18 protein-coding genes are annotated in these 21,551 nt (G+C 47.1%); 10 read left to right on the top strand and 8 right to left on the bottom strand.

Features of this window, described 5'->3' with window-relative positions; genetic code table 11:
* Positions 1–15: 15 nt before the first annotated feature.
* Complete coding sequence (locus LZG72_RS18110; RefSeq protein WP_233875684.1) at positions 16–855, bottom strand: helix-turn-helix domain-containing protein; 840 nt, start codon at positions 853–855, stop codon at positions 16–18.
* Between the two features lie 130 nt (positions 856–985).
* On the opposite strand from LZG72_RS18110, the gene abc-f reads away from it, so the two are divergent.
* The 3 genes from abc-f to LZG72_RS18095 all read left to right on the top strand — a co-directional run bounded on the left by abc-f (position 986) and on the right by LZG72_RS18095 (position 4,468).
* Positions 986–2,581, top strand: coding sequence for a ribosomal protection-like ABC-F family protein (gene abc-f, locus LZG72_RS18105; RefSeq protein WP_233875682.1), 1,596 nt, complete (start codon positions 986–988; stop codon positions 2,579–2,581).
* Between the two features lie 93 nt (positions 2,582–2,674).
* On the top strand, positions 2,675–3,787 hold the full coding sequence (locus LZG72_RS18100) for a metallophosphoesterase (RefSeq protein ID WP_233875680.1): 1,113 nt from the start codon (positions 2,675–2,677) through the stop codon (positions 3,785–3,787).
* A 24-nt stretch (positions 3,788–3,811) separates the two neighbouring features.
* Entirely contained in the window at positions 3,812–4,468 is a 657-nt protein-coding gene (locus tag LZG72_RS18095; protein WP_233875679.1) for a DNA-3-methyladenine glycosylase, read from the top strand.
* A gap of 2 nt (positions 4,469–4,470) precedes the next feature.
* On the opposite strand, the gene LZG72_RS18090 is transcribed toward LZG72_RS18095, so the two are convergent.
* The gene (locus tag LZG72_RS18090; RefSeq protein ID WP_233875677.1) at positions 4,471–5,106 is read right to left on the bottom strand and encodes a class I SAM-dependent methyltransferase; all 636 of its coding nucleotides are present in this window, start codon (positions 5,104–5,106) and stop codon (positions 4,471–4,473) included.
* Between the two features lie 24 nt (positions 5,107–5,130).
* The gene (locus tag LZG72_RS18085) at positions 5,131–6,423 is read right to left on the bottom strand and encodes a S9 family peptidase (RefSeq protein ID WP_233875675.1); all 1,293 of its coding nucleotides are present in this window, start codon (positions 6,421–6,423) and stop codon (positions 5,131–5,133) included.
* 232 nt (positions 6,424–6,655) lie between these two features.
* Here LZG72_RS18085 and LZG72_RS18080 point away from each other — a divergent pair, with 232 nt between their 5' ends.
* The 3 genes from LZG72_RS18080 (at position 6,656) to LZG72_RS18070 (ending at position 11,518) form a co-directional block, all read left to right on the top strand.
* The gene (locus LZG72_RS18080; protein ID WP_233875674.1) at positions 6,656–10,291 is read left to right on the top strand and encodes a histidine kinase; all 3,636 of its coding nucleotides are present in this window, start codon (positions 6,656–6,658) and stop codon (positions 10,289–10,291) included.
* An 11-nt stretch (positions 10,292–10,302) separates the two neighbouring features.
* Positions 10,303–11,052: a LytTR family DNA-binding domain-containing protein gene (locus tag LZG72_RS18075; protein ID WP_233875672.1), complete on the top strand. Its 750-nt coding sequence runs from the start codon at positions 10,303–10,305 to the stop codon at positions 11,050–11,052.
* 91 nt (positions 11,053–11,143) lie between these two features.
* Positions 11,144–11,518, top strand: a complete 375-nt coding sequence (locus tag LZG72_RS18070) for a hypothetical protein (protein WP_233875670.1) — start codon at positions 11,144–11,146, stop codon at positions 11,516–11,518.
* On the opposite strand, the gene LZG72_RS18065 is transcribed toward LZG72_RS18070, so the two are convergent.
* Positions 11,515–12,627, bottom strand: a complete 1,113-nt coding sequence (locus tag LZG72_RS18065; protein ID WP_233875668.1) for a FecR family protein — start codon at positions 12,625–12,627, stop codon at positions 11,515–11,517. The genes LZG72_RS18070 and LZG72_RS18065 overlap by 4 nt on opposite strands.
* A gap of 103 nt (positions 12,628–12,730) precedes the next feature.
* Complete coding sequence (locus LZG72_RS18060; protein WP_233875666.1) at positions 12,731–13,339, bottom strand: RNA polymerase sigma factor; 609 nt, start codon at positions 13,337–13,339, stop codon at positions 12,731–12,733.
* Positions 13,340–13,467: 128 nt separating this feature from the next.
* On the opposite strand from LZG72_RS18060, the gene LZG72_RS18055 reads away from it, so the two are divergent.
* The 3 genes from LZG72_RS18055 to LZG72_RS18045 are packed head-to-tail and all read left to right on the top strand — an operon-like array spanning position 13,468 to position 15,503.
* Complete coding sequence (locus tag LZG72_RS18055; RefSeq protein WP_233875664.1) at positions 13,468–14,340, top strand: sugar phosphate isomerase/epimerase; 873 nt, start codon at positions 13,468–13,470, stop codon at positions 14,338–14,340.
* Positions 14,341–14,355: 15 nt separating this feature from the next.
* Positions 14,356–15,291, top strand: a complete 936-nt coding sequence (locus LZG72_RS18050; RefSeq protein ID WP_233875662.1) for a DUF6268 family outer membrane beta-barrel protein — start codon at positions 14,356–14,358, stop codon at positions 15,289–15,291.
* 59 nt (positions 15,292–15,350) lie between these two features.
* The gene (locus LZG72_RS18045; RefSeq protein WP_233875938.1) at positions 15,351–15,503 is read left to right on the top strand and encodes a hypothetical protein; all 153 of its coding nucleotides are present in this window, start codon (positions 15,351–15,353) and stop codon (positions 15,501–15,503) included.
* A 44-nt stretch (positions 15,504–15,547) separates the two neighbouring features.
* On the opposite strand, the gene LZG72_RS18040 is transcribed toward LZG72_RS18045, so the two are convergent.
* Positions 15,548–18,652, bottom strand: a complete 3,105-nt coding sequence (locus LZG72_RS18040) for a M12 family metallo-peptidase (RefSeq protein WP_233875660.1) — start codon at positions 18,650–18,652, stop codon at positions 15,548–15,550.
* 120 nt (positions 18,653–18,772) lie between these two features.
* Here LZG72_RS18040 and LZG72_RS18035 point away from each other — a divergent pair, with 120 nt between their 5' ends.
* The gene (locus LZG72_RS18035; RefSeq protein WP_233875658.1) at positions 18,773–19,561 is read left to right on the top strand and encodes a sialate O-acetylesterase; all 789 of its coding nucleotides are present in this window, start codon (positions 18,773–18,775) and stop codon (positions 19,559–19,561) included.
* A gap of 4 nt (positions 19,562–19,565) precedes the next feature.
* Here the strand turns inward: LZG72_RS18035 and LZG72_RS18030 are convergent, their stop codons facing one another.
* Positions 19,566–20,675, bottom strand: a complete 1,110-nt coding sequence (locus LZG72_RS18030; RefSeq protein ID WP_233875657.1) for an acyl-CoA desaturase — start codon at positions 20,673–20,675, stop codon at positions 19,566–19,568.
* 255 nt (positions 20,676–20,930) lie between these two features.
* Complete coding sequence (locus LZG72_RS18025) at positions 20,931–21,452, bottom strand: M48 family metallopeptidase (protein ID WP_233875654.1); 522 nt, start codon at positions 21,450–21,452, stop codon at positions 20,931–20,933.
* Between the last annotated feature and the right edge of the window lie 99 nt (positions 21,453–21,551).

Genomic DNA, 21,551 nt, shown 5'->3' with positions numbered 1-21,551 from the left:
ACACGACATTCTGCATTACAGCGAAGAATCGCGCATTCCGAATTGCGTTTCCGGAGCTTTGGTTTCTTCCAAAAAATAGGTCGTGGGAAGCACGCCTGCCAGGTCTTTGTAGTCTTTTGCCAAATGCTGATAATCATTATATCCGCATTGAAGTGCGATAGTCAACCAATCCAGATCGGGGCGGTTGTATTTCATCCGCACCGATTTGTTCAGACGAGAAATGCGGGCGAAAAGCTTCGGGCTGACTCCGGTACGCTGCCGAAAACGGCGCTCGAACTGGCGTGTGCTTAAAAAGCTGGCTTCGGCAAGGCGGAGTACCCTGGCATTCTCGGGTTGCCTGACCAGCAGATCCGTTACCTGGTCCAGAGGGTGGCTTTCGTGCCTGTTGTTTTTGACCAAATCAATTAAAAAGGCTTCAACGATCGCGATCATTTCGAGGTAATCGCCGGTACTGTTCAAACGGGCATTCACCTGACTGATGGCAGAAGAAAATACAGCTTCGGCATCAACAAATGAATCGTTCAGCTCATGGGATGGGATCCCGGTTAGACGATACAATGCGCCTGGCTGAAAGTTGACCAGCAATACGATGAATTCGCTGCCTGCCAAATGGCGGTTGGTTCGTTCTGTTGGTTGCCCAATGATCACAGAACGAGGACGTTGAAGGATTATTCCGGAACTTACATATTCGACACTTTCAAATCCTCTCGGATAAAATGCAAGCGTTTGCTCGGGTCTGGGAGCGTAGGGTTTGAATGGCAGTTTTTCGGCCTGCGAAACAACGAAATGCCGGAGATGATAGCATTTGACAAAGTCGCGCAGGGGCGGGGCAGGTGGAAAGTCTTGACAGATCATAGTTGATTTTTTTATCTTTGCAGCTCAAAATCAAAATTCATCCCACGTGTAAGAATCAGGTTTCTTCCGGAAAAATAAACAAAGCAGTTGTAAAAGCTGCTCTATTATTCATTCTTAATGGAAAGAAATTATGGTTCTTATTCAAGATGTTACATACGTACATCCAAACGGGGATGTGCTGTTTGCCGATCTGAATCTCACGATCAACAAGCAAGATAAAATTGCATTGATAGGTAACAACGGCAGCGGCAAATCGACGCTTCTGAAAATCATTTCCGGTGATTTACGACCTTCGGCCGGGTTTGTGCGGTCCGGGTCGGAGCCTTATTATATCCCCCAGCTTTTCGGACAGTTTAATGGATACAGTGTCGCCCGCGCATTGCGGATCGAGGATAAGCTCGCGGCTCTAACTGAAATTCTGAATGGTCAGGTTACGGAGGCGAATATGGCTGTGCTGGACGATGACTGGGGCATTGAGGAAAAATGCCGGGAAGCATTCGCGCACTGGCGATTGGCTGATCTGGATCTGTTCCAAAAAATGGAAACGCTGAGCGGCGGTCAAAAAACGAAGGTTTTTCTGGCCGGTATACTGATCCACCAGCCGGAGATCGTGCTGCTCGATGAACCGAGCAATCACCTCGATATGCCCGCCAGAAAGATTTTATACGAATACCTCCAATCCACGACCAACACCGTATTGGTGGTGAGCCACGACCGCACTTTACTGAACCTTTCAAATACGGTCTGTGAGCTGAGCAAACGCGGAATAACGGTTTATGGGGGAAATTTTGAGTTTTATTCGGAGCAAAAGAAGACCGAGAGCGACGCATTAAACCAGGATCTGAAAAGCAAAGAAAAGGCTTTGCGGAAAGCAAAAGAAGTGGAACGGGAATCGATTGAGCGGCAGCAAAAACTGGATGCGCGGGGAAAACAAAAGCAGGAAAAAGCCGGTCTTCCCACCATTTCAATGAACACATTCAGGAACAATGCCGAGAAAAGTACATCCCGAATGAAAGGTGTACACGCCGAGAAAGTGGGCTCTATCGCTCAGGAATTGAGCAATTTGCGAAGCGAATTGCCAGATACGGATAAAATGAAAATGGATTTCGACCATTCCTCATTGCATCGCGGGAAGATCCTGATCACCGCTGAGCATATACAATTCGGATATGAAGACCGGCCACTTTGGGCAAAGCCTCTTGATTTTCAGATTATAAGCGGGGAAAGGATTGCATTAAAAGGGGCTAACGGATCAGGAAAGTCTACTCTGATCAGGATGGTGCTCGGCGACCTGCAGCCCCAAACCGGTTCACTTAAATCGGCAGATTTCCGGGCCATTTACATCGATCAGGATTATTCACTGATCAATAACGATCTTACTGTTTACGAGCAGGCCAAATTGTTCAATTCCAGAAGGTTGCAGGAGCACGAGATCAAGATCCGACTGAACCGGTTTTTGTTTTCAAAATTTTCCTGGGACAAACCTTGCCAGGCGCTGAGCGGAGGCGAAAAAATGCGGCTAATGCTTTGTATGCTGACCATTCATCACCAGGCTCCTGACATGATCGTACTCGATGAACCGACCAACAATCTGGATATTCAGAACATCGAAATCCTGACGGAGGCGATTAACGCCTACAAAGGGACGCTGCTGGTGGTGTCGCATGACGCCTATTTTTTGGAACAGATTGGTATTGAGAAGGTAATTGAGTTGCAGGGAACATAATGCAGAAACATGATTCGTATACTTTTGAATAAAACATAACCCTTAATTTCTCAAACCAAATATCTTTACAAATCACCCATTCAACGAGTCTTCATGAAAAAGTTTTTGCTCCCGTTATTCTTTTTAGTTTTTGCATCCGTTTGCTTCGCCCAGGAAGATATTGTTCAGCGTGTTATTTTCATTGGGGATGCGGGGGAGATGAACGACGAGCAAAGGCAGGCTTTAAAAATGGCAGGAAACCTGGTTATTCAGAACAAAACGAATGTGATGTTCCTGGGGGATAATATTTATCCCAGAGGCATCGGGTTGCCCGGTGAAGAAAATGCCCGGTCGACTGAGCAGATATTGAAATCCCAGTTTGAGCCTCTGAGGGCTACCGGGGCGCCTGTGTATTTCACTCCGGGAAATCATGACTGGAATAATAGCAATGGAAACGGGTTGAAGAAAATCAGGCGGGCTGGTGAATTTCTGAACGAACAAAATGATCCCGACCTGAAAATGGTCCCCGCAAATGGCTGCCCGGATCCAATCGAAATTGCATTGGGAGACAGTATGACCATCATTGCCTACGATAGCCAGTGGTGGCTTCTAAAAACGGTAAATCCGGAAGATTACAAAGATTGTGCATGTAAAACCAAAGACGAAGTAGTGGCGCGCATGCAGGAATTGAAGTTTAAAAATCAGGGTAAGTACATTTTGCTGACTTCGCACCATCCGTTTCAAAGCTACGGTCCGCACGGGAGCAGATTTCGTGTGAAAGATTACATTTTCCCGCTGACGAACTGGAAAGAATGGTTATACCTTCCAACTCCATTGCTGGGCCTTACCTATGTGATTCTGCGGCCGATCGTGTTAAACCAGGACATCAGGCACCGGATGTATCAGGATCTGATCGGCGCCATAGAAAAAGTTTTCGAAGGTACCAGCCACGTCGTGTTTGTCGCTGGTCACGAGCATGGGCTTCAATTCATCAAAAATGAGCATTTGCAGATTGTGAGCGGCGCTGGCGCGAAACGTACGTACGCGAAAAAGGGTAAGAAAGGTTCGCTGTTTTCGGAGTCGAGACAAGGTTTTGTTACCGTTGACCTAAAATCAAACCGGAATTTGCAGATCAGCTTTTATCTTCATAAGCCGGACCACGTGGAAATGGCGACGAGCTGGTCGCTCGATTATGCTGATAACCTGGTAAAAGTGACCGTTCCTTAATTTTTGAACACACCAAGAAAAACGATGATCCATACATTCGAGCCAGCCGACTTTCAAAGGATATGCGACGATCTTGCAGTTTCCGATCCTGAATTGGATGTGGTGATCCAGCTGCACGGATATCCACTTTGTTGGAACAGGCCCAACAGTTTTGAAAGCCTGGTTCACATCATTCTTGAACAACAGGTTTCTCTGGCATCTGCATTAGCTGCCTTAAACAAATTGAAAGAGCGGATCGCGGAAGTGACGCCGGAAAATGTATTGCAGCTGAGCGACGAGGAATTGCATGCCTGTTATTTTAGCCGTCAAAAAACAATTTATGTCAAAAACCTGGCAGAAGCGGTTTTGAACGGAAAACTGGATCTCGCTGCAATGGAGTTGCTTCCGGACGAAGAAATCCGTCATCATCTGACCTCGGTGAAGGGTATAGGGAACTGGACATCGGACATCTACCTGATGTTTGCTTTGCAGCGTGCGGACGTGTTCCCGATTGGAGATCTGGCAGCTGTTAATGCCATGAAACGTTTGAAAAATGTAAAGCGAGGGACATCGCAGGAGGCAATTTTGAAGTTGGCGGAGCACTGGAAACCGTACCGCACGGTAGCGACAATGCTGCTTTGGCATTATTACCTGGCCAATCCGGTAAAAAGGTTCAGGACCGGCGGGATTAAGGTAGTTTGATGTCAGTTGCGACGATACACCCGCGCCTGAATGAACCGGGAGAAATGACTGCTTTCGAAGACAGTCTCATACTTTTCCTGTTTAAAAAGAACATCCATATCGGTAAGTTCCTTTGTCTCAACCCTTGCTATGGCATTGAAAAACAGGTACATGCATTTTAACATTACTTTCTGCCAGATTCCATTGCTATTATCCTGCACATGAAAATCTGCGAACAGCCATAGACCGTTGGGGGCCAGCCACCGATCGAGTTGGGCGAAAATGGCATGCGCACGGTCCGGTTTGAAATTGTCGAAGAGGAAAGGTGTGATGATGAAGTCAAAGTGCTGCTCAGACTTGTACTCCTGGATGTCCGACTGTATAAAAGTGACTATGTTCTGTTTCCAGTCCCTGTTTTTCGCCAGCGCGATCATCTTGCCAGACAAATCCAGATAGGTGATCTGCAAACCGCTTGAATGGATTTCGGCGATTTCTTCCAGGATCCAGCCGGTCCCGCCACCGACGATCAGTATCGTCGCCGGACTGGATAAAAAAGGGAAAAGCACTTGTTGGGAACGGACAATCGCTTTTCGAAAAAACAGTTGGCTGATCGCGTCGTAATTTCCGGCAATGCGGTCATAATCATTCGCGTGGGCCATATTTATCACAAAAACAGGTGTATTTCAAAGATACTTCTTCATGTAACTTATGATGTGCGTCCAGTCGCCGGGTAATACAGAATGGCCGCCTTCGTGCATGTAATATCCGAGGTTATTCATCAAAAGCGAGGTGTCGCCGGCGGCAGGCATCACAGTCGTTTCGGGGCCTGTTTCGTTGAAAAGTTTATAAACCGGAGCGGCGGCCACGGCAGACAGGAATTCTCCTTTCGGGTCGGACCAGTAATCGGTACTGCCGGTCTGCAGCAGTAATGGTCTGGGTGCAATGAGAGCAACGAGCATGTGGCCGTCGATCGGCATGGTGTTTATTTTGTCTGCATAGGAATGATAGTTCGGCGCGAATTGGTACAAGTATCGGGAAGGATCGCTGATATGCTGGATCGTTTCACCGTAATTGCGTCGGCTCAATGCAGCGCCGCCTTCGCCCGAGATACTTGCGATAACCATCGCGTACCGCGTATCGTGCGCGCCGGCCCAAAGTACCGTTTTGCCCAAACGCGACGCTCCCTGCAATGCAACCCGCTTACTATCAATCTGTTTGTCTTTTTCGAAATAATCCATTGCCCGGCTCAGTCCCCAGCCCCAGGCAGCAATCGCACCCCATTCGTTTGCGGCGGTTTCAGTTTGCCCGGGTTTTAAATATTCCTTCCGGATCCCGTGCCTGATCCCGTCTTTGAAGTCGGGCTCGATGTCGCCGTAATAAACCGTCGCGAAGCCAAATCCCGCATCCAGAAACTGCTCGACATTCGTTTTGCCAAACGCACTGGGTTTGTCGGCTTTCACCCGGATTCCTTCCCGGTTCCAGATGTTGTTTACCAGCAAACCTGTATCTTCAATTGTCTGATTATAAGCTGCGAAGGAAATATTCATCAGCAATGGAACCGGCTTTTTAGCCGCAGCGGGAATGTAAATGACCAGGTTCATTTTATGGTCGGAGGTATCTTTGGCAAGATATACCGTTACCTGTTTTCGAATTGCTTTTCCATTAAATGCAGATGTCCCTTTGTCAAACACATTGAATTTCAGCTCTTTCGGTGCCGGCGGCATTTTGCCAAACTGTATTTCTTCAAACAACCCGACCAACTCGGGCCTTCTTTTTTGAGTCCAGATCTTTGCGCTCGTAACCGGTTGTCCGTCTGTGCATTTAAGCAAATCCGGCAAAGTATAAGTGCCGACAGAATCTTCCGAGTAATTGACCGGGAAACCGGCGACCGTGGTGGGACGGTTAGCCGCCTGCTGCTGTGATTGAGCAACCATACTGATCGTCAATAAAATACAAAGTGCCAGTACGCTCTTCATGGGCCGGTAAGATTCAGGTTAGTGATCATTCCATTAAAGCCGGCGGCGCAGGAGACTTACTATTTGTTTGTTTTTGATGCTGAACCCAAATTTGAAAGACTTAATGGATTTCAGCGTTTGGTTTTTCAATTCTTGCATTACCGGTAAATCTTTTTACCTGCCTTTGGATAATTCTTTTTTGATTAATTGCCTGTATTTTGCACTAATTGAGCTTCTCAACGTGCTTTTAAAAATGAGTCACGATCAACGTTCAAAAGGAAGCGTACCTGTATCGGAGAAATGGAAATGCGGCGCATACCGCGCGGTATTGCTGTTTGTTCTTCTGCTGCTCTCAGGTGTTGTGTCGGCTCAGACGATTTTTCAAAACATCAAATGGCAGGACGGTCTTAGCGCAAAGCAGGTCCGGGCGCTTTACAAGGATTCAGACGGTTTTTTATGGATCGGTACCTCCAACGGGCTGAACCGGTTTGACGGTGCGGTTGTAAAACAGTACAAAAACAATCTTACCCGGAAAAGCCTCCTCATTAATGCGGTTCAGCCTTTCGAGGGCCAGGAAAAATTACTGCTCGGGCTGCGGCAAGGAGTTGTTATTTTTGATAAAAAAACCGCCCGGTTTTCGCATGACGAACGTTTCAATGCGCTCAATGAACTTGTCGTTGTGACCATCAAAGCCGATCCTACCGGCAGGTTATGGATTGGTACAGCTTCGAGGATCTTCATTTTTGAGCAGGGAAAACTCTCTCCGATCGAGGAAAAAATCCCGGGGGCTACGATGTTTGGCGGCAGCGACTACTATCTCTCCGCGCTTGTGCCGGACAGTTCGCGTCACGGTATCTGGGTCGCAGGCAACATTCCTTACTTTATCGATTACCAGAACAAACGCGTTTACCACAAAAACAACAACGTATTGAAGTCACCGGTACTCGAGGTAGTCCAGGTCAATACGCTGGCCCTGGATAGTAAGAATAATGTCTGGTACGGATGCGATGCAGATCCTTCTCTTAATTTTTGGGATAAAAAAAGTGACAAGGCGGTGTCTTATTCCTATTTTGAGGGAAAGAAGATCAGCCAGGGCTGTAATCATTTATTCATTGATCATCAGGACAGGTTATGGATTTCCACCTGGCTTTTTGCTGCATTCATTAAAGAGCCGGGGAAGCCCATCAAGAAAATCAAATACAGTCAAAACCAGGCATATACGATCGGGTACGGGCATTTTCGGGATGCGATCGAGGATAAAGAAGGAAATGTGTGGCTGGGTACCATTAATGGAGTGAGTAAAAGTCAGGCGAATTATCCCTTGACTGCCATTTATCAGCTGCCGAATTTCGAGTTTTTCCTTGAAACCGGTTTCGCACATGCCAACCACATCAGTCTCGACGGAAACACGATCGTAGCCAGTAAAGAAGATGGGATCGTGTTTTACAATATGTCCGATGGGAGCTATAAACGGTATGCGGTCGCGGATAAAGAGCTGATTAATAACCGGTTTATCATGTCGGTAAAAGTGAATGGAACCTGGTGGTTCGCAGGTGTGGACGGTGTGTACTACCTCGACCCGGCAACGGACAAACTCAAACGGTTCGGGCAGGTCAAAGCGGGAATGCCGGATCGCTATGTCGGCATTATTTTTGCCGATCACATGGGAAAAGTATGGTTTCAGGTCCATAACGACGCCATTTACTGCCACGATCCGGTGACCAACAAAACACAACGGTTCGACGGGAAGGACGAAGCATCCGGCCTGTTCGAATTTCAAAACTGCTGGAGTTTTCTGCAGCTCAAAAAAGGCAGTCACGATATTCTGTTCACAATGAATAAAGTAGGCTTGCTCCGTTTCAATTACGAAAAGAAACAGTTTACCCTTTCCACGTCTCCTGCGGTCGGAGATGCTATTTTAACCGAGATGGTGGAAGATGATCAGGGTATGATATGGGCTTCTGCTGCCGGCGGGGGAATTATTAAAATCAACACAAAAGGACAGGTTATTGATAGTGTAAATACGAGTAACGGGCTGTTTTACGACTACATTGCCAGTATCGATATCGACGACAAAGGGGCCGTCTGGGGTGCGAGCCGCGAGGGGTTGATGTTTTTCAATCCCAATACCCGGGCCGTCACAAAGGTGGATATTGATCTTGACAAAACCCTGCAGGATTATTTCAATTACGTTACCGTTTCGAATGGCAAGGTTTACGCGGTTATGCTGGACCACGTTGTCGCGATCGATCCGTTGCGTTTTGCAGGCATACCTGTAAAAAAGCCGCCTTACATTACTTCCGTGCAGGCTTTGGGAAAAGAACGACTGAGTTTTGAACAGAACGGAATGCTGGAACTGGAACCCGACGAGGATTTCATCACCTTCCAGTATGCCTCTCAAAACCACCGGGATATTCCCTCACTGCAATACAGTTATCAGCTCGAAGGCATTGACGAAAACTGGGTAAATGCAGGCAGGGCGATCACTGTTTCGTACACCAACCTGATTCCGGGACATTATACATTTAAGGTGCGGAGCACGGACCAGTATGGCGCCTGGATGAATACGCCCCGCATTTTGCACGTATACATCAAACCGTACTGGTGGCAGAGCTGGTGGTTCATCGGTTTTTGCTTTTTAATGTGCCTGGCCGGTTTGTTTTTTGTTTATGAGGCTTACCAAAAGCGCAAGGAAAAAAAGCGTTTCGACAAAACGATCGACTATTTCGCCAATTCGGTTTACGGCGAGAACTCGGTTACCGAAATCTGCTGGGATATTGCCCGTAATTGCATCTCACAAATGCAGTTTGAAGATTGTGTCGTGTACCTGCTCGACGAACAAAAGGGCGCCTTGGTCCAGCAGGCAGCATATGGCCCCAAAAATCCAAAAGGCTTTGAAATTATCAACCCGCTCGTGATCCCGGTAGGAGAGGGTGTGGTGGGCGCCGTTGCCCGATCGGGGAAGCCGCTGATTATCGGAGACACGAGCAAAGACGAGCGGTACATTGTGGATGATCTGGCGCGGTATTCCGAAATCGCCGTCCCGATCCTGCACGAAGGAAAAGTGATCGGTGTGATAGATTCGGAGCATCCAAAGAAATTTTTCTTCAATGAAAAACATGCAAAAACGCTTCTGACGGTGGCGGCGATCAGTGCGAATAAAATTGCAGAAGCGATGGCGAAATCCCAGGCCAGGCAGCAGGAGCTAATGGTGCTGGAAATCCAGAAAATGCTTGCGGAGAGTCAGCTAATGGCGCTCCGGGCACAAATGAACCCGCATTTTGTATTCAATTGTCTTAACAGCATCCAGGAATGCATTGTCACGAAAAAGTATACCGAGGCGAGCAAGTATCTCAACAAATTCTCCAAACTTTTCAGGCTGGTACTTGGAAATTCCGGTAAAAAGCTGGTAAGTCTCGACGAGGAAATACAGGTACTTGAACTCTACTTGGAACTGGAATTGATGCGTTTTGAACAAAGTTTCACCTATGAAATAATCGTTGATCCGCGCCTGGATGAGCAGCAGATCTTACTGCCCTCGATGCTGCTGCAGCCTTACGTCGAGAATGCATTATGGCACGGATTAATGGCAAAAGATGGTCCCCGCGCATTGCGTATCGAGTTTTTGATGATGAATGAAGAAACTTTTTTGTGCAGGATCGACGACAACGGGATTGGCAGAAAGGAATCTTTTGAGATCAAAATGCAAAATGGGAAACCGAAAACGCATAAGTCTATGGGGCTTAACATATCCAAAGAACGGATCGACCTCCTGAGCATGCACGGAAACCACGCCAGCGTGCAGATTACCGACAAATATGACACCTCCGGGCTTGCTACCGGCACATTGGTTGAAGTTGAATTGTCCACCTACTTAAGAACTCCATAAAGTCCTACCCTATGATCAAAGCACTCATCGTTGACGACGAACCCAAAGCCCGGAACATTCTGGACTATTACATCGAGAATTTCATTGAGGACATTACCGAGGTGCGGCAGGCCGAATCGGTAGACGCGGCCCTCGAAATCCTCAAAACCTACCGACCATCGATCGTTTTTCTTGATGTGGAAATGCCGCGTAAAAACGGCTTTGATTTTCTCCGCTCCATTAAAGAACCGACTTTCGAAGTGGTATTCACGACGGCTTATAACCACTATGCCGTGCAGGCTATCCGGTTCAGCGCGCTGGATTATCTGCTTAAACCCGTCGATCCGGACGAGCTGAAAGCAGCTGTCGAGCGGTTTAAGAAAAAGATGTTGCCGGATGACCAGAACCGGGTACTTTTCAACAACCTGGTCGATAACATGTCAAAAGGCAATCCGAAGGATTTCCGGCTGGCTATCCCGTCGAAAGAAGGCGTGTTTTTTCTGACGATCGATCAAATAGTCCGGATGCAGGGCGATGGCAACTATACCTTTATTCATCTCAAAGAAAAAAGACCGATTGTAACCAGCAAAACATTGAAATATTACGAAGAAATGCTGGATGAATTTGGATTTATACGCACGCATAAGTCGCATTTGGTCAATCCGTTGCACATTGTAAAACTCGCTCCGGACCGCGATTGTCTGATGCTCAGCGACGGCTCTCAGGTTGAAATTTCGAGGCGTAAGAAAGAAGATGTAATTGAAATGCTGAAAATTCCCTGACTTACCTTTCCCTAATTTGTACTAGCCGTTAAAGTGTTACCGTTCGCTAAGTATTTCGGTAAAATTTTCCTTTGTCTGTGTCGAAGGAAGTATGGAATTAATTATAATCAAAATATCGTATCTGGTGCAGGGAGGGATCGTCTTATTGATCCTCATGATCGCTTATAAAGCGATCAAGGCGCTGATGTTCTCACAAAGAATGGTTGCAAAACGCTTACTGAAATACGGTTCAAAAGCGCAGGCCAAAGTGCTCAGCATCGAAAAAGTGGCCGACGAGCGGAATGGTAAAGCAAACGTGAAATTGCTTTTACAGGTTGAACCGGAACTGGGACGCAGCTTTGTAGCCGAGATCCTCACGAGCATCGATGCCAGCCGTTTCAACATTCTCCAAACCGGCGGCATGGTGTCCGTGATGTATAATCCTGTTAACCGGGAACAGGTGGTACTGGCACCTACTATGCTTTAATTTTTGCACCCTTTGCTGTATATCACGATCTGGCCGTCGAGAATTTCGTAGCTGGCTTCGACAGCTTTGCAAATAATGGATAACTTTTCATGAAGCGTCTGATTGTCCAGCGTGGCGGTTAACGGGCAGTCTTTCAACAAGTTCTCATCGTAGAGAATATCAATGCCATACGCTTTCCCTACCTTATCAAAAACGTCGCTGGCAGGTGTATCTTCAAATTCAAATTGTGGCGTCAGGGCTTTGGCAACGACCATTTCGGGTTGTTCCACCAGTGTTTTTACCATTCGCACCTCATCCCGCGAATAAATGATCTTCTGATTTGGTCTGAGTACTACGCCCTGCAAGCCCGTGCCCGAAATTTTTTCTTTGACCGCCGGATCCGATTCGGCGAATACTGCGACCCGCCCCGTCTTTACTTCTACCGTTACCTCGTTGGAATCGTAATATGCTTCAATCGAAAAGCTGGTGCCCAACACCTTGGTGATCAGTCCATTGGAATACACAAAAAACGGATGCCCCGGATCTTTGGCGATGTCAAAAAAAGCTTCACCTTCCAGGTATACCTCGCGTTTGTCGGCATTTGGTTTTTTGGGATAGCGTAACCGGCCGGCTGGCGCAATGGTGATCTTGCTGCCATCCTCCATATCCACACGCATGGGTTCCGCCGAATGGTTCACCTTCTCGATAAATGCGATATTGGAATCCGTCGGACTTCCGATGTTTGTGCTTTGCGGGTCGCCCTTTTTAGGGTTTAATGTATAAATGGCCCAGCCTGCGAGCATGAGAAGCGTAGCCGACGCCGCGACCAGGTAGGTAAGAAGACGATATGTGTTCTCGGTTTTTGGAAGAAATCCATATACCGGCTCGTCCGTTTTGGCAATGGTTTGTTTTACGATGCGTGTGATTTCGGGATCAGCGATCTCGGGTTCGTGCAGCCGCAGGGATAATACGATGGCTTTGGCCTGCTGTACTTTTTCAAGCATTTCAGGATTGCTGCCGACCCATTCGTCCCAGACGGTGCTCGTTTCCGGCGTCGGGGCCAGCGCCCATTGCCGAAAAAAATCGTCCCAGACGAAGTCCTCGACGGTGAAGTCATTATAACGATCCATGCATCATATTTTGCGTCTAATATTCGATAGACATAAAGTGGTACCGGATACCAAAGAATTTTGAAATTTTTTAAAAAAGGAACGGATGGTTTCTGCGCCGGATTTACAAAAGCAAATGCAGCATAAAGAATGTCAGAAATTCCGCTTTCCAATGCGTTTTCAGCTGTTTGATCGCAATTTGAAGAAGATTCGAAACGGTCTGCGGCGTTACATCCATGATTTCTGAAATGCTGTCCCGGTCGAGGCCCTGAAAGAACTTAAGATAAATCACTTCTTTCTGCCTTTTTGGTAATTCTCCGATCAATTTGTCCAGCTGCCTGGTACGGACCAGGGTCGATTCATGATTAATGTATTCCTGCTCAACCGAAAATTCAATCTCAAAATGATCTTCCGGGACAGTAAGACCTCCTTCGCCGACCCACGATTTGGAATTGACATTCCGGTGCATCAATCTTCTCAGAGAAGCCATTAAATATGGTTTGACGTCGGCATCCGCATTCAGGTTGGCGCGCCGCTCCCAGAGATAGAGGAACAGGTCCTGAATGGAATCTTTGACAAACTCCTGATCACCGGAAAACTTACAGCCATAATGGAAAAGGGTTCTGAAATAGCCTGACATCAGTGTTTCAAAAGCTGAAACATCGCCGGCAAGAAATCTCTGCCAGGTTCGTTTATCATCCGAAAATTCAGTAGACCGGGGTTGGAATTTCATCACGCGAACAAATAATAATGCACCGGTTGATGCAGATGCGTTCTTCTTACAAGATTAGTGAAAGTTAATCCAATTTTCATCCTATAAGTTATAATTTTGTTTGCTTTTTGTCCATTATATTCATTGCTATGTCGATTAGTAGAAAACTGTTTCTGAAAGAAGTTGCCGCTTTGACGGGGTTGTCGGCGGTTTCCGGTGACCTTTTTGCGGATGGTCTGTTCCTGGCCAAACCCAAAATGCAGCTGGGATTCGTCACGTATTTGTGGGGAAAAGACTGGGATGTACCTACCATAATCAAGAATTGCACGGATACCCACATTCACGGCGTGGAGCTCCGGGTAGAACATGCACATAAGGTAATGCCCGGGCTGAATGCGGCTGAAAGGCAGGAAGTGAAGAAGAAATTTGCCGATAGTCCGGTTAAAATCGTCGGTCTCGGGACAAACCAGCAGTATGATTATCCGGATCAGGAAAAACTCAAAGCTTCCATCGAACGGACCAAAGAATTCATAAAACTGAGTGCCGACGTCGGAGGCTCGGGGGTGAAGGTGAAACCCAATGCATTGCACAAAGATGTACCGGTTGAAAAAACGCTCGAACAGATCGGAAAATCGCTTCACGAACTGGCCGGATATGCTGCTGACTTTGGTCAGCAATTGCGTCTTGAAGTCCATGGCGAGCAGACGCAGGAATTACAGAACATCAAAAAGATCATGGAATATGCCGACCACAAGAATGCAAAGATCTGCTGGAATTGTAATCCGCAGGATCTGAACGGTGCCGGATTTCAATCGAATTTTGATCTGGTAAAGCAGTATTTCGGCGACACGATACACGTTCGGGAGTTGGACCGAACAGATTATCCATATAAAGAACTGATCGCAAATCTGATCAAAATGAAATATAAAGGCTGGGTGTTGCTGGAATGCCACACCAATCCGGCAGACAAAGTAAAGTCCATGGCGGAGCAGCGGAATGTTTTTGACAAAATGGTGGTTTAGCTGAAAAGAACATATATGCTCATTGACTACCGGAAGGCCATTGTCTTTCTTCTTTGTCTGGTGCACGGACAGTCACCCTGTCAGTCGCTCAAACCCGGATTGTCGGGAATGGCGCCGTCCAAATGGTTGACGTTTCGTGGCACACATGCGCCCGGGAAAGTGTATAAGTTCCCTAATTCCGGTCCGAAAACTTTTACTCACGAAGAATTTTTTCTGCGCGCCTGGCTCCCGGTCGTTCATAGTAAACGGGTCACCTTACTCCTCGGGCCAAGCTACCGCACCGAGCAATTTGAATTGAAGACCCGAGGCGAAAACCCGATTGGTAACATGGCCGGCTGGAACCTCCGGTCGTTTGCAATGGATTTAAATTCGGTCATCAAACTGGACAGCGCTTCCTGGCTGATCGCTACTTCGCATTTCAACAAAAGTGGGAACCTGGCGGAATTGTCTTTCAAAGAAATCCCATTGAATTTCACAGCTTCGGCAACATTTCTGAAAAAGAAATCGGCAAGCAAGGAAATCGGGGCAGGGTTAATGGTCAACCAAAGTTTTAAAACGACTATTCTGCCGGTTTTTATTTACAATTATAATTATGCTGAAAACGCCGGGATCGAAATCATGCTTCCCAAGCGTGTGGCATGGAGAAGAAATCTGACACCCAACGATATTGTATACCTGAAAGCAGAGTCCGTTACCAGAACTTACTATCTGAACCCGTTCGGGACTGATAACCCGGATGTTTGTCGCCGGGTAGACGTGGATATGGGTGTGACGTACAACCGTAAAATCGGAAACCTGATGGGACTGGAACTTTCGGCCGGTTACCGGAAAAACCTGAGTTCCAGGCTGGTTACCGGAGCCATTCCGGTGCGTACTTCTGGCTTCGCCATGACTTTCGACCTCTACATTCAACCTCCTTCTTTCAAAAAGAAAAATAGCAGAAAGCTTTAATGCACTTGACCGCAGCGTTCTCCTGACTTTTACGATGAAGGCAACCGAACCTGAGCCTTTTGTATGCATTCAAAATGGTCCGGCTGGAAGGCAGCATCAACAACCTGGCAAACGAAACGTATTTCACACCACGCGCAACCGGTTACTCCGGCCCGGGCATACTTCTATCCGACGGCCGGAGTTTTTATCTGACATTACAAGTTAAAATTTAAGCCTCAGGATCAGGTAGTTATTTTGTCGGAATCTCAGTAGTGGACTACCTTATCAACTGGATAGGCCGCACGATTTTTTCCTGGTCGTTTTCGATCCGGATCAGATAGCGACCGTCCCGCAATGAAGACAGGTTCATAAATTCGTTCGCTCTCAGGCTCTTACTTTCGGATTTGAGTATGATCTTTCCCGCCTCATCGAGTACTTCCATTTTAGCAGGTATCCCGATCAGCCCGGGTTTTATTTTTAGGGTCAATTCTCCGTTTGTTGGGTTAGGATAAAAGACAAATTCGTTGTCATTGGAAAGGCTGGCAAACACAATGCGGCTGTACGCATAGCTACCGTCCGTTTCGACGGATTTTAAACGATAGTAGTTTTTCCCGTCGATCGGTTGCAGATGGACCAGGCTGTAAAAATCCTTGTTTTCAGCAGCGATTTCGCCGATCGGGACGAATTTCTTGCCATTGGTACTGTGTTCTACCACGTATTTTTCCAGGTCAGTTTCATCAGCGACCTCCCAGTTTAATGTAACGGATCTGGATTCCGGAACCGCGTTGAAATTCAAAAGTGTGACCGGCAGGGATGCCTCGGAAGCTATACGCTGAATCCCATAAACGTTTGACAACCAAATGTTTTCAAACTTGTCTACGACCATGTCGCCATTGAAAGATGGGTAAGGTAGGCTGATGCCCATGTCTACCCACGACGTGTTTGAAAGCTTATAAACCCTCGATTCTCCACCTGTTTCCAATACGTACGGTTTCCCGGAAGGCGACAATGCAAGAGAAGAAATGTTGTTGCTTAATGCAGAATTGGTGTAATCGTACAATTGCCAGTTACTGCCGTCGAATGAGGCCAGTGAATTGATCCCGGTATCGGGATCGGACTGCCGTAGCCAGATTTTGCCGTCGGTCCCGACTTCAATCTGTTGAATGATTTTTTTGATATTCGAATTCGTGGCAAAGCTAAATGTTTGGTTTACAGATCCGTCGTTCAGGTCGGTCACAATCAGCTTGTTGACGTTTTCATTTGCATCGCCTATCAATGTCCAAACCTTAGTTCCCAACACTTTAATCTGACTAATACTCTGATATACCGGGACGGACCCGTGGATCGACAACGACGTTCCCTGGTCGCGGTAGATGATGTTACCGTTCCACAGCAGCTTCCCGTCCGGGTTGAAATCCTGGATCGGGTCCCAAACCGTGAGCACGGATGAAGTCCCGGTCAGATCTTCATTCAGAGGATCGACCCGCCGCGTAGATCCAAACGGTCCCGCGCACAGGAAATGGATTTTCTGGTCTTTGTCGGCCCGCATCGAATTCATCGTCACTCCGGAGCCGATCAGTCCGTCGGTCGTGCCACGGCTGAAAATCTGATAGGCAAAGGTGACCGGGTTCATCCGGACATACCCCAGACCTGGCCGTTCAAACCAGAAATAATTAGCGCTCAGCGATTGGTTTCGCATATTTTGTCCAAATACCGCGCCGTCAAGTTCGGTCAGAAAGGTGATTTTGGCAGGAATATTCTGGTTAGTGGTAGAAAAAGGCTGAATGTAACTCGCAAGTGGGATATCCGGGTAATACTGACGTTCTGAGTTCCATTCTTCCATTTTAAGGTACAGGCTGGCATTGGCAGGAAGGTCGCGGAAAAATCCGATAAGTTCCTGCTCTTTCACGACAATCGGGCTGGAAAAGTCACTGTTGTCATCGATTGTGAGACGTACCTGCGAATTTTTTTCAATGGGACTGTAAAAGTACGGGAATGACCTGGGCATGACCCCGGCGTCAGCCGGGTAATAAAGGCCGTTATATAGTGACGCATTCACAACGACATACGAAATGTCGGACCAATTCCCTTTTTCACTTCCCCTCAATGCACGTACCCGCCAGCGAAATGCAGCACGATATGGCGGTGTGAAATCAATGGTCGTACCCGACACAGTTTGGTCGAAAACCGGCGTGTCAAAACTTACATCCCTGGTATGCGCGGCCTGCACCTGATATCCGGTAACATTCGTGGCCGACGTGAAAGTTAGCTGCGCCGGGCTTCCCATATTGATCAGCATGGATGCTCCCAAAGGTGCCAGTATCCGGGGTGTTTCAACGTTTTTCTGAATAATCTCCATCCGTGATGCTTCTGACCATGCCGACGAGCCAAATGCATTGGAAGCTCTGATCCGGAGGTAATAATTGGTGCCGACGGTCAAATCCTGGGTTGAAAATCCATTGAGCCGGAGAGTTTTGATGACTTCACCAGAAAAATCCGAATTGGGAGAATAACTCACTTCATAATCCGTTGCCGAAGTTGCAGGTGGAAATACGAAAAAATCGGCTTTGGGCGTGGCATAAGCCGGACTTAGAACGAGCTGCGGAGGTGCCTGCTGTATCGTTTGGAACATCGTAGCTGCATTCGTTTTCATCAAAGCCCGGCACAGGGGATGAAATGTGACTTTTTCCAGACAGTAGCTCATGATAGTCCCATTGCCCAGCACTTCCAGCGATTTGTCGTAGCAGCCACTTTCCGGACCTACACAATAGTCGATCGGTCCGCCCGGCCAGTTGCAGTTATGTGTATGCGGAGATCCGAAATTATGCCCAAGCTCATGCATTATGGTTTCAATCCCATTGAATGGCGACACGCTGTAAACACCCGACATGTGCGCCAGTCCGCCGGCTCCGGTGACAGGTTTTGTGTACAAATACATGCGTTTATCGTATGCTTCTGCCGGTGCCGGAGTGGTGGTCAGTCTGGTCAGCAATGCGGCGATGTCGGAATAACCTTGATATGGGTCTGGCTCGGTGTCCTTCCAGATCCGGATGCTGGTCACCACAAGGCGAGTATCGATCTCAGTTTCATACACTTTTGAGCAGGCCGCGATGTTTTCAAGTACATTGCGACGGATCGCCGCTTCGTCTTTCTCAAACTTAAGGTACGTATCCGAGTCGATTTCGACGGCAATGCGACAAATAAAGAGGTTACCTGCCTGGCTGCGTGCGTTATTATCGCCGGCCGAAATGTTCAGGTTCGCCATCTTTGCCCGGATGTTTTCAGGCAAAATATTGTCTTTTGTGCCGCACGAGCTCAAATCCTGCTGCGCCCGCGCATTTAAAAAGCTGAGAAAGAAGAATGCGAATAATAGTTGTCTCATAAATCTTGTAAAAAACCGGTAGAAATGGACAGAAAAGGCATTATCTGCATGACACAGGATTTAATTCAGCCGTTGCATTAAAAGTGACTTTAATTCGATAAAACCAAGTTTGGACTTACAATGAAAAAATCTTCGCATTACTTTTTTCTGATTATTTTACTGATCTCCATTTCCCATTCGATCAACGCGCAGCCACCAGTTTCGAAGAAGAAATTCCATTTGTATCTTCTTGCTGGTCAATCCAATATGGCGGGTAGGGGACAGGTGGAGGCACAAGATACCATTACCCATCCACGGATCTGGATGCTGACGAAAGACAATACCTGGAAACTGGCGAAGGAACCTTTGCATTTTGACAAACCATCGGTAGCTGGTGTGGGACCTGGTTTTGCATTCGCCAAAGCGATGGTCGAAACCGATACGAATATCGTGATCGGACTCATCCCGAGTGCAGTGGGCGGCTCGCCAATCAGCGCCTGGGAGCCGGGGAAGTACTACGAGCCTACCAAAAGCCATCCATGGGACGATGCATTGAAGCGAACAAAAATTGCTATGGTAAGTGGTGATCTGAAGGGAATTTTATGGCAGCAGGGTGAATCCGACAGCGATTCCGTTAAGGCACCTTTATATGCTGAAAAACTGGAGAAACTGGTTGCGAGGTTCCGCAAAGAGTTGAACAAGAAGTCACTGCCATTTGTGGCAGGCACCATGGCTGAATTTTACGAACAAAAGCGTCCAACCGTGAAAATAGTGAATGCAGCGATCATGAACCTGCCGGAACATGTCCGGCATACTGCTTTCGTGAGTGCATCGGGACTGAAAGAAAAAGGGGATCAAACGCATTTCGACGGCGTTTCCGCCCGGGAGCTGGGGCGGCGCTATGCAGAGGTAATGCGACGATTAAAGTAGCCGGTTACCCGATCGCATCGTTCATTCCGGGTAATCCAAAACGCCGGAGACTCGAAATGTGGGATTTTAATGCCGATGAAAAGGATTTGTTTTCAAGATAGGTCAGGCCGAATTCCTGTGCCGTTTCTTTTACGATCTCAGAAATCTCCGGATAATGCACGTGGCAGATCTTGGGGAACAAATGATGCTCGATCTGGTAATTAAGGCCACCCAGAAACCAGGTCAGTACTTTGTTTTTTCGTGAGAAATTAACGGTTGTTTCCATCTGATGGATCGCCCATTCTTTTTCAACGTTCCCATGTTCATTGCAGGAAGGATACGCGGTACCTTCTACGGAGTGTGCAAGTTGAAAAACAACTGTGAGTATCAGTCCAGAGGTAAAATGCATGACCACGAAACCGAGCAAAACCTGCAAAAATGTAAAACCCGCCAGCCCGATAGGCAAACCGAACAGTATTGAGAAATACAACAGCTTCAATATAATCAGCCCGGCCAGCATTTTACGGTTTTCCTGGCGCGACTGCCGGTTTACACCCGATGAAATGAAGGTTTTGTATTGAAGAAAATCTTTGACGGTAACCCAGTACATGGTGAGAATACCATAGAAAAAGAAGGCATAAGCCCATTGAAAACGGTGGAGAAATGACGTTTTCAGGTTTGGAGAAAGTTTTACAACGCCGCGGTCCCGGATATCTTCGTCCATCTCGGCAATGTTGGTATAGGTGTGGTGAAGCACATTATGCTGCAGTTTCCAATTGGTAACACCCGCCCCGGCAAGGTAAATGGAGTATCCGAGCCATTTGTTGACCTCCGGATTTTTGGAATAAGCGCCGTGATTGGCATCGTGCATAATGCACATCCCGATCCCGGAAACTCCAATGCCCATTACAAACCAAAGCATCAGGCTCACCCACATCGGCGGGCTGAAAAGCACTAATGCAGCAAACGGTAAAATATAAATGGAAAGCAGCACAATGGTTTTTACAACCATCTGGCTATCTGCATATCTTGAAATTCCGGTTGTTTCGAAATGCGCTTCGACGCGTTGTTTGAGTACAGGGAAGAACTGACTTTTTATGGAGGGAGTGAATTTTATTTTCTGTTGTATTTGCATGAATCTTATATCGGGGTTAAAACTTTTACTCGAAAGACCAATGGAGAGAAAGTTCTAAGTCTTAATCCAGTCAGGAAGTCATTCGTATGGTAACGTATCGAACAGGTCTGTGGTATATGGTCCTGACGCCCGACACATTCTAACGCAATATACGTGTATCCGGACTGCAATTTTTCCATTATCTTCCAAAGAAGTTGATCAAAAGTAATAAATCGGTTTTATTGCCGGCAAATGGAGAGATTGATTCTGAAGATGTTACCTCAACCAAACCTCCGCATCTTTTTTTCCTACCAAATCGTGGTCAACGACATCTTTCAACAGCTTTTCAGCATTTTCTGCGTCACCTGGCCCGTTCCTTTGCAGCAATGCAACGGCCTCGTAAAATTTCCCAGGATTGGCATATAACCCTTTCTGTGATCCCAGCTTTTTGAAATAATCAACGGCCTGATCGTAATCCAGGAGTTTCAGGGAAACAACACCAGCAATCTTTTTTGCTTCTGCATGGGCTGGGTCGCGTTCGAGAATGCTTTTGCAAATGTTAGTGGTAGTCGCATACTGGCCGTAATGATACTTCGTGATAGCCAGCTGAATGCTATCGCTACCATCGCCAAATTCGTCACGAAGCGTTGTGAAATGGTCCATTGCGTAGTTCATAGCGAACTCTCGAAGGCCAGGCTCGGTCTTACGCAACGGATACCACACAAGTCCGAGAGCAATAAGTATCACAGCCGCAGCAACCGCATACCAGGCATTTAATGTTTTTATTCGAAAACTCATAGTCAATGGTCAGATGTGAGATGTTTTAAAACTCGAATCTCGACGGTCAATGGTCAAACAGTGAAATGCAAAAATATCAACCAATTACTTCAAAAACAG

This window comes from Dyadobacter sp. CY323 (genome assembly GCF_021390245.1).
In the GTDB taxonomy this organism is placed as follows: Bacteria; Bacteroidota; Bacteroidia; order Cytophagales; family Spirosomataceae; genus Dyadobacter.
The sequence above is the reverse complement of the archived record's forward strand: the minus strand, read 5'-3'. Positions and strand labels throughout refer to the sequence as shown.